Origin of the sequence: Niallia sp. Sow4_A1 (assembly GCF_052116745.1) — a bacterium.
Classification (GTDB): domain Bacteria; phylum Bacillota; class Bacilli; order Bacillales; family Cytobacillaceae; genus Niallia; species Niallia hominis.
This window is the reverse complement of record NZ_JBQKKM010000010.1, coordinates 45,080-58,013: the sequence shown is the minus strand read 5'-3', so window position 1 is coordinate 58,013 and position 12,934 is coordinate 45,080. Positions and strand designations below refer to the sequence as shown.

The 12,934-nt window shown below is 34.1% G+C and carries 12 protein-coding genes; 3 read left to right on the top strand and 9 right to left on the bottom strand.

Going from position 1 to position 12,934, the window contains the following annotated elements; all coding sequences use genetic code 11:
- Window positions 1-80: 80 nt before the first annotated feature.
- Window positions 81-719 (bottom strand): tRNA (guanosine(46)-N7)-methyltransferase TrmB, encoded by a 639-nt coding sequence (gene trmB / locus ACTQ5K_RS07820; RefSeq protein WP_031540506.1) that lies wholly within the window; start codon window positions 717-719, stop codon window positions 81-83.
- A gap of 228 nt (window positions 720-947) precedes the next feature.
- On the opposite strand from trmB, the gene ACTQ5K_RS07815 reads away from it, so the two are divergent.
- A complete protein-coding gene (locus ACTQ5K_RS07815) occupies window positions 948-1,226 on the top strand; it encodes a YtzH-like family protein (protein WP_031540505.1) in 279 nt (92 codons plus the stop codon).
- A 27-nt stretch (window positions 1,227-1,253) separates the two neighbouring features.
- Here the strand turns inward: ACTQ5K_RS07815 and ACTQ5K_RS07810 are convergent, their stop codons facing one another.
- From ACTQ5K_RS07810 to pepV, 6 genes are all read right to left on the bottom strand, one after another.
- Window positions 1,254-2,027: a phosphotransferase family protein gene (locus tag ACTQ5K_RS07810; protein ID WP_251628733.1), complete on the bottom strand. Its 774-nt coding sequence runs from the start codon at window positions 2,025-2,027 to the stop codon at window positions 1,254-1,256.
- Window positions 2,028-2,660: 633 nt separating this feature from the next.
- A complete protein-coding gene (gene pulA / locus ACTQ5K_RS07805) occupies window positions 2,661-4,808 on the bottom strand; it encodes a type I pullulanase (RefSeq protein ID WP_031540503.1) in 2,148 nt (715 codons plus the stop codon).
- 55 nt (window positions 4,809-4,863) lie between these two features.
- On the bottom strand, window positions 4,864-5,832 hold the full coding sequence (locus tag ACTQ5K_RS07800; RefSeq protein ID WP_031540502.1) for a nuclease-related domain-containing protein: 969 nt from the start codon (window positions 5,830-5,832) through the stop codon (window positions 4,864-4,866).
- A 27-nt stretch (window positions 5,833-5,859) separates the two neighbouring features.
- Window positions 5,860-6,426, bottom strand: a complete 567-nt coding sequence (thpR, locus tag ACTQ5K_RS07795) for an RNA 2',3'-cyclic phosphodiesterase (protein WP_235251244.1) — start codon at window positions 6,424-6,426, stop codon at window positions 5,860-5,862.
- A 237-nt stretch (window positions 6,427-6,663) separates the two neighbouring features.
- Complete coding sequence (dat, locus tag ACTQ5K_RS07790; RefSeq protein ID WP_031540500.1) at window positions 6,664-7,524, bottom strand: D-amino-acid transaminase; 861 nt, start codon at window positions 7,522-7,524, stop codon at window positions 6,664-6,666.
- Between the two features lie 26 nt (window positions 7,525-7,550).
- A complete protein-coding gene (gene pepV, locus ACTQ5K_RS07785) occupies window positions 7,551-8,969 on the bottom strand; it encodes a dipeptidase PepV (protein WP_441993813.1) in 1,419 nt (472 codons plus the stop codon).
- A 181-nt stretch (window positions 8,970-9,150) separates the two neighbouring features.
- Between pepV and ACTQ5K_RS07780 the strand changes: the two genes are divergently transcribed.
- Together ACTQ5K_RS07780 and ACTQ5K_RS07775 are read left to right on the top strand one after the other, a co-directional pair.
- Window positions 9,151-9,615: an NUDIX hydrolase gene (locus ACTQ5K_RS07780; protein WP_031540498.1), complete on the top strand. Its 465-nt coding sequence runs from the start codon at window positions 9,151-9,153 to the stop codon at window positions 9,613-9,615.
- Between the two features lie 483 nt (window positions 9,616-10,098).
- Entirely contained in the window at window positions 10,099-10,320 is a 222-nt protein-coding gene (locus ACTQ5K_RS07775) for a DeoR family transcriptional regulator (protein ID WP_016202849.1), read from the top strand.
- Between the two features lie 193 nt (window positions 10,321-10,513).
- On the opposite strand, the gene ACTQ5K_RS07770 is transcribed toward ACTQ5K_RS07775, so the two are convergent.
- Window positions 10,514-11,236, bottom strand: a complete 723-nt coding sequence (locus ACTQ5K_RS07770; RefSeq protein WP_031540497.1) for a pseudouridine synthase — start codon at window positions 11,234-11,236, stop codon at window positions 10,514-10,516.
- Window positions 11,237-11,302: 66 nt separating this feature from the next.
- Window positions 11,303-12,928 (bottom strand): putative polysaccharide biosynthesis protein, encoded by a 1,626-nt coding sequence (locus ACTQ5K_RS07765; RefSeq protein ID WP_441993812.1) that lies wholly within the window; start codon window positions 12,926-12,928, stop codon window positions 11,303-11,305.
- Window positions 12,929-12,934 lie beyond the last annotated feature (6 nt).

Below are 12,934 nucleotides of genomic sequence, written 5' to 3'. Positions count from 1 at the left end.
ATACGCATGTTTTTTAACATCTACGTGAAATAGTTCGGGTTATTATATAGTTGGAATACTTATATCCCAGCTCTTTTACATTATCTGAATTGTACTTCGCAACGATAAATTCTATTTCCTCTATTTGAGAATTTTTCCTCATACTCTGTCATGATATTGCCTTCATAATCACTATTATGCAAATCAAGACTCACATATTTTAAAAGCATGCCATATTCAGAAAAGCTCTTTAAAGAATATTCAAATAAACCTTGATTATCTGTTTTAAAGTGTACTTCTCCTTGATTTACAAGCACAGACTGATACGAATCAAGGAACGTTTTATAAGTAAGTCTTCGTTTTTCATGTCTGGTCTTTGGCCAAGGATCGGAGAAATTTAGATAAACTCTTGCAATTTCTCCCTTTTCAAAATATTCCTTTAGTTTTTCTGCATTTATATTCATTAACTTCAAGTTAGGAATCTCTGCCTCTATTAAGCGATCTAATGCAGAAACAATGACGCTTTCCTGAAGTTCTACGCCGATGTAATTAATCGAAGGATTCGCTTTTGCCATTTCTGTAATAAATCGACCTTTACCTGTACCAATTTCAATATGAATAGGACCCTTTTGACTAAAAGCTTGATCCCATTTTCCTTTCCAATCTACAGGGTTTTGGATAATATATTGTGGATATGCACTTAATTTATCTTTCGCCCATGGTTTATGTCTTAATCGCATGTGGACACTCCTTATTAATAACTATCGTTTCAAACAATATCATGCATTATACATGGATGCAATACTCTTTTATTGGCAACTTGAATTTATATAAGGATAAATTTACATTAGGAACAATTGTATAAAGAAAAAAAGAATTCACAACCTATAAGTGAATTCCTTAACTGGTATTTGAAAAGAATGTATTATTCTTTTCATACTAGAACCTATAGAAAGGGTGTTCTATGTATGCCTATAAATCATGAGCATCAACTAGCATTACTAGCCGATATTCTCAGTAATCAACAAACAGACTGCTGTGGATCTGTTGCAGAATGTGAGCAAATAGAAAGATTGATTACATCCTTAAGATCCAATGAGCAAATCGATCAGAATATCCTTCCAATTTTGGAGGAAGTTCACCGTTACAGCGAACAAGGTGTTACTGCCTCAAATTTAGACACACATATCCATTCACATCAAAATCAATTGTCTCAGTGGGTAGATGGCATTAACAATTTATCATAATTTATCAGAAATACTTTGAAATGGGTGTTATTCAATATCATGTAAAAACTTCATCCATCTTTCCATTTCACTGAAACGACCTTTTTTCTTGTACCAGCGGATGGAGTTAATGGTTTGAGCAATAACATACCATTTCATTCTTAAAGATAAATTATCTGTGAGTTCATAACCATAAGTGTGTAACCAATTTTTCCAATCTTCCTTTGGAATATACCAATAAAGCAGCATTCCTAAATCAATGGCTGGGTCTGCTATCATCGCTCCATCCCAATCAATGAGATACAACTGGTTGTCTTCAGAAAGCAGCCAGTTGTTATGATTAACATCACAATGGCATACCACATGTTCTGTTGTTTTTATAAACGGAAGATTATCTTCTAAGAATTGGATATAACGAGTAATATCCTCGTTTTCTTTTAGCTCATCGTCTATTTCTGCTTTTATGACTGACAATATCATCTCAGGATGAAAAGATGTCTTACCTAGTCTTTTTAGCATCTCTAATAAAGGCTTCGAGGTATGAATTTTTTTAAGCAACATTGTCACTCTTTCATCCGTCATATCCGAATGACCAAATTCTCTCCCTATGAGCCATTGCTGTGCAGTAAAAACATCTCCGTTTTCAAATCTTTTTGTCCAAACAAGTTTTGGGACAATTCCTTCTGCTGACAGCACAGCTAAAAACGGAGAAGAATTCCGTTTTAAAAAAAGCTTCTGCCCATTATTTTGTGCAAAAAAGGCTTCGCCTGTTTCTCCACCTGCAGGGGTTATTTCCCAATCTTGCCCTAATAAATGTTCCAAAATTGTTCACCTACTATATATTATGCTCCAAAAAAAAGATGAGAAATTCCTGTTTGAGTCTTTTTTGTCCTAATTTGGTAGGAAGAACAAACAAAAATGGTTATCAGCTATTCATCCATTTATAGTAAACTTATACTCATCGTACTGCAATCATTCTTTAATTAGCACAAATTTGCCTAAAGTTTAATGATATAAGAAAAGCGCAAGCGCCTTGTACACCGCCTTATAACCGGAAAGGACCTGTTCTTTCGAGAAAGGATACACGCATTTTTCGTGTTATCTAACGCAAAAGAAATGACCTAAAGTTTGCTAGACAGTAGGCGCTTTAGCTAGACACCAAATTAACTTTTAGAAAACTAATACTTTCTTAACTGTAAAAAAGAAAAGGACATAGTATCCATACCATTATACTATGTATCCAAGATTTCCAATCATTTTATATTAAATTTTACCTAAATACTTTTTCTTATAGAAAGTTTCTCATTTAAATATTATCTCTTATTTCTTTTTTTAGTCAAGTGAATCTCTCGTTAAAATAATGATTTCCTGTCAAAAAAATTTTCCGGTTCCATCATTAGGACACATTCCTGCTAAATATCACGGAAATCTTTCGAATGTTACTATCGTTTCCTATTACTTGGCAATTATTGTTATGCTTACTGGCTTAACCATTATCCGATCTCTGTGAATGGTTGGATAATCCCGCTGATAAACTGTATCGCCTTCAACTAAAATATTCCAACATTCTTCTTTACAAAATCCTTCTTCAGGAGAATCATTCACATTTATAAATACGATAATCGATTCCCATTCTCCCATTTCTTTTAGATCATGTAAAATATATTGTATTACGTCATTCGATTGCTGATTAATGATAAGGTGCTTTTGAATAGCTTCCACTGATGGTAATCGGAACGCTCTGTTATTTCTTCTTAGGGAAATTAATCCTTTTATATATTCCACATTGCCTATAAATTGATCTTTTCTATCCCAGTCTAACTGATTAATTTCATCTGGCGATTGATAACTATTTTCTACACCATTTTTCGTGCGGAAAAATTCCTGACCCGAATGAATAAAAGGGATTCCCTGGCTAAGAAGGACAAGAGACGTTGCAAGTCGTTGTTTCTTTTGCTTCCACTCTTCTGATTCATTTGAAAAACATATTTCAATTTTATCCCATAGCGTATGATTATCATGAGACTCCACATAATTTACAGATTGACCTGGTTCAATAAACATTCCATTTTCCTTATAGACACCGACACTCCCAGCTAATAGTTCAGGAATATCGTCTTTATAAAGCTTATTTCCAAGCGCATAACCTCGATCATATAACTGAAAGGTACTCCCTTTTAATTTATCTCTAAATTGATCATTAAACTGACCGATCCTAGGAAGCAAATGCTGATTAGCAATAATAGCCTTCTTATCTTTGTTTAAAGGGGTTGCTAAATCCCAACCTTCCCCAATAATTAAAATGCTCTTATCGAAACTATTACACACGGAACGAACTTCATTCATTGTTTGGCAATCAAGAATTCCCATTAAATCAAAGCGCAATCCATCAATTTGATATTCTTTTATCCAAAAACGGACAGAATCAACAATGAATCGTCTCACCATCGATCTTTCTGAAGCTATGTCATTCCCTACTCCTGTACCATTTGATGGCATTCCATACTTATCATAGCGGAAGAAATAGCCTGGAACAATTTTTTCAAAAGAAGAATCTTCTTTTTTATAGACATGATTATATACAACATCCAATATGACACGGATACCTTGCTCTTGTACAGCATGAATCATTTCTTTAAGTTCGTTAATTCTTACATATGGATCAATAGGATTTGTCGAATAACTGCCCTCTGGCACGTTATAATGGGAAGGATTATATCCCCAATTATATTTTTTTAGCACCTCTAGCTCATCAACTTCTTCAAAGTCATGAACAGGGAGAAACTCTATATGTGTTATCCCTAAATCTTTTATATAGGAAAGACCTGATAGCTCGTTTTTTTTCGTTTTTGTATTTAATTCTGTTACACCTAAATATTTTCCTTTTTGCCGAATTCCACTATCAGGATGAATCGTTAAATCTCTAATATGAGTTTCATATATCACACTATCTACCGCATGCTCGAGTGCTGGTAAAACCGGCTTTTGTCTTTTTGTTTTATTTAAATCTACAATTACCCCTGTTTCTCCATTTACAGAAACCGCTACAGCGTATGGGTCTATTGCTTCTTTCCACTCTAAATTTATAAGTACTAAATAGCTGTAGTACCATCCTTCTAGATCTTCAAGATAGATTGTTTTCCAAACCCCTTTTTCCTGTCTTTCCATCTCCAAAATCCTTCGTTCCTCAATAGCTGGATCAGAGGATTTAAGTACCAATTTCACTTGTTGTGCAGTAGGTGCCCATAGATAAAAGATACTTTTCTCGGATGAATAGTCTACACCTAGAGGACCATCATAATAAAATTCTTCATCAAATGAAGCTGTTCTAATGACTGCACCTATTTGTAAATCTGTTACTCCCTTATTTGCATCCTCTACCTCATATTTTTGGCCGATTTGAATGTTTTCGTTTAAGTGACATTTGTACTTTACAAAATGCTGCATTTTTTCCTTCGACTCAATCACAAGATTAATAGGATGGCTATCTCCTTTTAATCTAAACGCAGTAGATTCCCCGTTATAATAGGAATAGGGAAGTAGAACAGTTATTAATGACATTTCATCTAAATAAGCAAAGAAACTTCTTCGAATTGATATCAAATTTCTCACTCCCTCATCTCTTGAAAACACAACTCTTCTACTCTTCCCCTTTTTTTTATGATTCTTCTGTATCCCATTCATACCTTCTTTTCGAGTTCGTCAAACCATATTGTAATAAGCTCTCTGCTGCTTTTAATTGAATAGCCTTAATTGGCGAATGATGACTTCTCATTTTTTGAAACCACTCTTCATAATTTCTTTTTTCCACAATTTTTAAATCATATGGCACGGATGGAAAATCAATATATCCATTTCGAGTAAGAATTACCTTTTGAACAGGTAATGTAATATCATATTTATCTAAAATACTTTTCACTATTTTTTCTGTTCTATTTATAGATATGACAGGGCTAAGAATCTTTTGCTCTTTATCCCCCTTTTTTTTGACCCAAAATTTATCATTCGAACCAACATATACTGCTGAATTCTCTGCTTCTAACACATGAATGCACCAGACATCAGTTGGGGTAATCATAATCGTGTCCAATTCAACAGGAGCATTTTTCAGTTGAAATAATGGTTGATAAAGTACCAAGAAAGTATCCGGAAATCTTTGTAAGTAGTACTTTAATAATTCATCATAATAAAGCGTCTTTTTCACGTTAGACTTTTCCGTGAGCGTTGAACTGGCCCATTTCAGCTGAAATTCAAATAATTGATTTAGGAATTGCTGTTTTAATTCCTCAACAGTTTGTGGACGGCTATATTGTTTTGCATCGTACTCAAAACTCAAATCATCTTCTTCCGTTTTGACTATTTCGCTTTCATTTTCCAATTCTACTTCTTCAAAATTATTTTGCTGCCAAATTGATTTCTTAAATCGTTCTAAAAAAGAAGGTTTATCCACTATCCAGTCTTCTTCTATTGGACTCTCCGGGTAAAATAGACTTCTATCCTTTGTTTCAAATGCTCTTTTTAATCCGAGCCACTTTTGTTTCTTCAACCGAACAAAACGTGATGGATACAAGACAATGTTTTGCTCATAACGCGACACATAATCTTGCAACTTTATTAACTGCGCCAAGCTTTTTCCCCCTAAATTACAATGTTTCTATTGGTCATTAAAGCAATAACTTTTTATTATTTCATATTTAGGTATTTTCTCCATATGTGTCTGAAATAGGTGGATACTGTCCACATCAAAAATCAAATCGTTTGGGAAAAGGGATCCTTTTAGCAATTGCTCCGAAAATATAGTTTCGGAATCCCATTTTCTTGCTAACGTTAGATGTGGATGAAACGGCCTAGTTTCCAACTGAAAACCAGCCTGACTACAAATATGAAAGACTTGATTTCTAAGATCAAATAGTTTCTTCTCCTCTTTTACCCCAGCCCAAAATATCCTAGGGCTTTTGGGTTGACCAAAAACACCTAAATGATCAATATGTAGCTTAAATTGGTTACTAGCTAAAAATGATTCTTCTAAAAGATTTTGTAACATTTCCCTTTTATCATCATTAGCACTCCCTAAAAACGCAAGGGTAATATGGTAATCGAAAGGATGTACCCACTTTTTAAAAGGGAACCTTAACTGTAGCTCTTTCCTAATCTTTTCTAATTTGCTTATAACAGGACTATCTGGCTTAACTCCTAGAAAATAATGTGGTTTTGTATTCATATCCTTTTTCCTTTAACCTTTTTTTAACTCAGTATCGATGATTAGCTTAATCTCTAACTATATTTCTATTATATAACCTAATGAATCAATTTTAACCGTATCTGTACCTATGTTTTAGAAAATCCATATAAATTACTATACCCTATTTTCTTTTGAAAAAAGAAAAGGAGCTGTCTCAAGTCCAGCTATTGACCATAACTAGTTTGAAACAACCCCATTTTGCGTTTTTCCCTTAAATTAATTTGCTAACTGTCCGCATTCTGCGATGATTGCATCAATAAACAACCCTTGTAACTTTTTCGTTACTTCTCCTACTTTACCTTCTTTTACGGGAACATTATTGACAGAAGTAATTGGTGTTACTTCAGAAGTTGTACTGGATAAGAAAACTTCATCTGCATCAATTAAGTCTTCAATTGAAAATGCTTTTTCCTCTAGTTCCATTCCATTTTCATTACATAATTGAATAATTTTTTGTCTGGTAATTCCATTTAAAATGAATTGATTTGCCTCATGAGTTTGTACCTTTTCCCCATTCACAATCCAAATATTAGAAGAACTACCTTCTGTTACAGATAATTCTCTATACTGAATGCTTTCATAGCAGCTGGCCTCTACTGCTTTTTGTTTTGCCATTACATTTCCAAGTAAATTTAAACTTTTAATATCACATCTTGACCATCTAATATCTTCTACAGTAATGACAGACACACCATTTTCTAGATTATCTAATGGTCTTTGCATTATTTTTGTATAAGCTATAAATGTTGGAGTAACATCATCTGTCGGAAAGCCATGGTTTCTCGGACTTATTCCTCTAGTGAATTGCATATAAAGGATACCGGTGCTTAATGAATTTTTCGAAATTAACGTTTCTAATAAATTGGTTAATTCTGAGATGGAATAAGAAATAGCTATGCCTATTTTCTCGCTACTTGCAGATAAACGCTCAAGATGTTCTTTCGCCATAAACATTTTACCATTGTACACACGGATTACTTCGTAAATTCCATCGCCAAACTGATATCCTCTGTCTTCTATATCTACTTTTGCTTCTTCTCTTGGTATAAACTCCCCATTCATTAACACCGTACTCATTTTCTCTTCTCCTTTGGATTATATCTTTATTTCGCTAATTCATAGATAGCCTGTGCATAAATTGCTGTTGCTTTCATTAAATCCTCAATATACATATATTCATCTTTTTTATGAGCAATATCTTCTCTTCCAGGAAATAGTGGTCCAAATGCAACCCCTTTTTCTAGCGACCTAGCATATGTGCCTCCACCTATGGATAATAACTTAGCTTTTTCTCCTGTTTGCTCCTCATAGACTCTGCTCAATGTTTGAATTAATTCTGAGTTCTTTTCCACGTGATGTGGTTTAGAATCTGTGAAATTCTCGAGGCTAAAATCATGTTCTGTTAGCAATTTCGCAAGCTTCTCTTTCGTCTTATCCATATCATTTGTAACAGGATAGCGTACTGTTTGACCAATTTTTCCACCCTTTTCTAAATGATATTCCAAAATACCAGCATTTAAGGTAAGTTCGCCTGTAATTTCATCCTCATAATCAATGCCAAGTTTTTTTCCTCTAGAATCATTCACAAAGAAGTTTCGCACAAATTGAAAATAATGAGCAGCCTTTTCATCCAATTCTAATTCCACAAGAAAGTTAGCAAGTTTCAGACCTGCATTCACCCCATTATTAGGCTCTAATCCATGTGCTGACACACCTTCTAATTCTAATACTAAATCGCCATTATCAACCAAATAGCGCCCAGGTACATTCTCTAGCTTTAAATAATTCTTGTAACGCTGAATGACCTCCGTTTGTTCGCCTTCTTTCACTTCCAACACTGCTTGGGCAAAATCTGGGACCATATTATATCTTCTGCCTGATGCAAAGCTTAGAATTTTAACTTCTCCTGTATCATTTGATGTTTTTGAAATTTTCTGAACGATATCAAAATCAGCAATGCCTTTTTCTGCAAAAATAATTGGAAAATCAGCATCTGGAGCAAATCCAATCGTAGGCATACTTTCGTGCTGGAAATAAGTATCCACACATCGCCAATCACTCTCTTCATCTGTTCCAATAATCATTCTAACTTCTTTTGACAAAGGGAGATGCAATTCTTTCACAATTTTCATTGCATAATAGGCAGCCATTGTTGGACCTTTATCATCTAAAGCCCCTCTTGCATAAATCTTCCCATCACGAATCTCTGCCTTATATGGATCGCTTGTCCATCCATCCCCCTCTGGAACAACATCTACATGGCAAAGAATACCGACACTTTCCGTACCCTCCCCAAATAGTAAATGTCCAGCAACGTTTTGAACATTCTTACTGACGAAACCATCCTTTTCTCCAATCGTTAGCATATAGCTTAATGCCTCTTTCACTCCTTGGCCAAAAGGTGCATCATCTGTTGCATTCTCTTCGTCCAATACACTTTTAATTTGCAAAAGTCCTTGTAAATCATTAATAAAGCTGTCTTTACGATTATGTACTTCATTTAACCAATCAATTGAATTCATGGTTTCCTCCTTGGAAGTTTTTAAATATAGTATAGGAAAAACATATCATAAAACGCTTTATATGAGAAATAAAACCTTTAAATTCATATTTCACTAAATTATCATTAAGTATAGTATACATTTTATCGAAAACAAAGCTACACTATATTTTTATCTACCATATGGAAGGAATGTATTTTAAATGGGATATGTTGAAGATGTAAGAAAGCTAGTTGGCAAAATGCCTATCATTCTTGTGGGAGCAGTAGTAATTCTGTTAGACAAGGAAAATAATATTCTATTACAAGAAAGAAAACACCCAAAAAATGTTTGGGGATTACCAGGTGGCCTTATGGAATTAGGAGAAAGTACAGAGGATACAGCAAAACGCGAAATATTCGAAGAAACAGGACTTCAAGTAAAAAATCTACAGTTATTATCTGTTTATTCCGGAAAAGACTACTTTGCGATTGCAGCAAACGGCGATCCTTTCTACACTGTAACAACCGCCTATTATACATCTAAATATGAAGGAATACTCGAGAATGACCAGGAAGAAGCATTCAGCCTTCGATTTTTCCCATTACACAAATTACCACAAAACATGGTCGGCAGCCATCGCAAAATGATAGAGGATTTTAAAAAAATGGAAGAAACTTTAAATTAGGAGCAAGGCGAGCGAGACAGGGGAAAACCCACTAGTGATTTACGTGGGTCCCTTAGCCTTGCCCGCAATGTTTTGCCATAGTTCATAGAGAAATCTTTTTTTAGAAAACATTATCAAAAAAATGTTTAACTAATAAAAAATTCGGGAAATAAAATTTAATTAAAAACTTTTTGAATTTTTATTCATATCATAATTATATATCCCATATGATGAATGTAAGGAAATCCTACAGGGGGTGGTAAATATAGACATAAAAAAGCAAATATTTTGTAAATTAACGCAAATAATGTAGAATATATTAGTAAATAGGGGTACAATATTTATATAGAAATTCATTCTATTGAATTTGTCACTATTTAGCCATTTGAAAAGGGGTTGTCTGTGGAAAAGAAAATTACATACGCTTGAAGAAAATATTCTTCAAATAAGCTGTCGGTCGCTGGAATTTGCCAAAGGTTTGAAAAAAGGATAGGGAGTGGTTTATTGAAACCTTCAACTAACCGGATGTTAAACCGTATCAAATCCGTCTACATGTTTATTAGTAAGCGTGGAACTGTCACAACACAAGAGCTAGTGGAGGAATTTGGTATTACTCCGCGAACGATTCAAAGAGATTTGAATGTGTTAGCTTATAATGACTTGGTGCAAAGTCCAAGTCGTGGAAAATGGACAACAACTAGAAAAAAAGTGAAAATGACATCCTAAAAAATGAAACAACCGAGATTTAAACTTGTATAATAAAGCAAACCTCACAATGAGTTGCTAGGAAAGCTATTGCTATTCCTGCTGTCAAAGTGAGGTTTTTGCTGCATATTTTCGTATTGTTTGCTGTTTGGCTTAAATCTGCTATTGCTCAATCGATAAGAATTTCTCCATTTGTGATTTTCACAAATTATTATTAATTATCTACTTGATAATTTTGCAATAGCTCTATTTCTTCTTCTGTTAACTCCCGATATTCCCCTAGCTCTAGAGTCTCGTCAAGTTCTAGTGGTCCCATCGAAATCCTTTTTAGGTAAATGACCTTTTTTCCAACACTCTCAAACATTCTTTTAACTTGATGAAATTTCCCTTCTGAAATAGTCAGTTCGATATCAGAAGTGTCTCCAGATTTTAATAGAACGAGATGCCCTGGTTTTGTAAGATATCCATCGTCTAAGACAACTCCTTTTTTAAATGCCTCTATATCTGCTTCTCCCACTTCTCCTCTTATAACGGCAAAATAGGTTTTCGGGACATGCTTTTTCGGAGACAGCAATCGATGGGCCAATTTCCCATCATTTGTTAGCAGAAGCAATCCTTCTGTATCCTTATCCAACCTTCCAACAGGAAACGGATTATATACAGAGTCCTCTATTTGGAGAATGTCTATGACCGTTTCTTCCCTCGAATCCTCTGTTGCAGATATTAGCCCTGGAGGTTTATTCATCATTAAATAGATAAACTCCTTATACTCAATCAATTCGTTATATAAGAATACTTCATCTTTTTCTGGGTCTACTTGGTACTTTGCATCTTTAATGATCTCATCATTTACTTTCACTGCCTTATTTTTCAGGAGCATTTTCACTTCTTTTCTACTCCCATAGCCCAAATTAGCGAGCATTTTGTCAATTCGCATCTAAACTCAACCTCTATCTATTATTTCTTGCTTATTATTTTATTTAAAAGCTAAGTTCCTACTATATTAAAAAGGAAGTCTTAGTTTTTGTTTTATTCTAACTGCTTGATTACCAAATATGCGATAAATCAATTTAGAACGGTAAGCTAGATAAACATATATAAGAACCCCAAAGGCAGCTACAATTACTACCATTAACAGGGAAGCAAATACCGACTCTGTAGATAAAAATAACTGGAGTATTTTATATACATTCGTTGTAACAATATACATAATAACCGAAAATCCCAAAATGAGAATGCTTCTTCGAATAACTATCTTAAATGAATATTGCGCGTATGCTTTTATTACCCCTAAATTAATCAGGATAGATACAGTATATCCTAATGTAGTGGCAAGTATTGCACCGTTTGTTTCCCATCTTTCAATAAACGGGATATTCAAACTTAGTTTAATCAAAATGCCTACCAATAAACTTAAGATAGTAAAACGTTGCTCATTTAACCCCTGTAAGATTGAAGCTGTTACTGGATAAAGGGAAAATAAAATGGCTACAGGCGCATATAATTTTAATACTTCTGCTCCCAACATAATATCTTCTGTTCCATAAAATAATCGATAAACAGGTTCAGCTAATACGGACAATCCAATACATGCCGGTAAAGTAAGAAATAATAGTACTTGGAAAGTCTGATTTAGATTTGTTGTTAAATCTGAATGGTCTTCTTTTACAAAAGCTCTTGTAATCATTGGAATTAATGCCATTGAGAACCCAGTTGCAAGCGATACTGGGATAATAATAATTTTATGTGTTTGATAATTAAATATATTTAAGGCGGTTTCAGAAATGGAACCAAGCCCAATACTACTCATTGCATGGTTAAAGGTAATAGTATCAACTGCTTGAAACAATGGATTAGCCACTCCCACAAAGACAAATGGAGCAGCAGATAAAAGAATTTCTTTATACATAGAGCGTAAACGAATATCTGTTTGCATGCCTTTATCATACAGTAATAGGCTATCATACTCCTCTTTACTTTTTCTCCAATATAATAGAAGCACAGCTAGTCCACCAATTGCTCCAACGAATGCTGCAAAAACAGATATACTGACAGCAGTAATCAACTCTCCATTTAATACAAATAGAACGATTGCTGACCCACCAAGCAAAAAAACTATCCGGACAATTTGCTCTATTACTTGTGAAACAGCCGATGGAAACATTGCATCATGTCCCTGAAAAAAGCCCCTGATTAAACTCATAAAGGGAACGACGATTAACGCAAAACTTACTGCACGAATAACTGTTGTTACCTGACCTACAGTTGAAGTTAAATCCTCATCTGATATAATAAGTCCGGCTAAAAAAGGAGCAGCTGCATATAAAGCGATAAAGGAGAGAATTCCACTTACTAGCATAATCATTAACCCTGACTTAAATAGCTTCCTCCCTACTTCGTATTCTCCCATTGCATTATATTTCGAGATAAATTTACTTACAGCTAAAGGAATACCAGCTGTTGCAATACTTATTACAATAGTATAAGCTACATAAGAATATTGATATAAGACGGTTCCTTGTTTTCCAACAATCATATTAAATGGTATAACATAAAATAATCCTAACGCTTTGGATATAATTGTCCCAAGTGTTAAAATAAATGTGCCTTTAAGCAATTTTGACGACATATAATC

Coding starts and splice junctions, on each gene's coding strand:
- ACTQ5K_RS07770 (WP_031540497.1), bottom strand. CDS start 11,236: ATGCGAATTGACAAAATGCTCGCTAATTTGGGCTATGGGAGTAGAAAA.
- ACTQ5K_RS07780 (WP_031540498.1), top strand. CDS start 9,151: ATGGGATATGTTGAAGATGTAAGAAAGCTAGTTGGCAAAATGCCTATC.
- ACTQ5K_RS07815 (WP_031540505.1), top strand. CDS start 948: ATGCCTATAAATCATGAGCATCAACTAGCATTACTAGCCGATATTCTC.
- ACTQ5K_RS07765 (WP_441993812.1), bottom strand. CDS start 12,928: ATGTCGTCAAAATTGCTTAAAGGCACATTTATTTTAACACTTGGGACA.
- thpR (WP_235251244.1), bottom strand. CDS start 6,426: ATGAATACAAAACCACATTATTTTCTAGGAGTTAAGCCAGATAGTCCT.
- pepV (WP_441993813.1), bottom strand. CDS start 8,969: ATGAATTCAATTGATTGGTTAAATGAAGTACATAATCGTAAAGACAGC.
- dat (WP_031540500.1), bottom strand. CDS start 7,524: ATGAGTACGGTGTTAATGAATGGGGAGTTTATACCAAGAGAAGAAGCA.
- trmB (WP_031540506.1), bottom strand. CDS start 719: ATGCGATTAAGACATAAACCATGGGCGAAAGATAAATTAAGTGCATAT.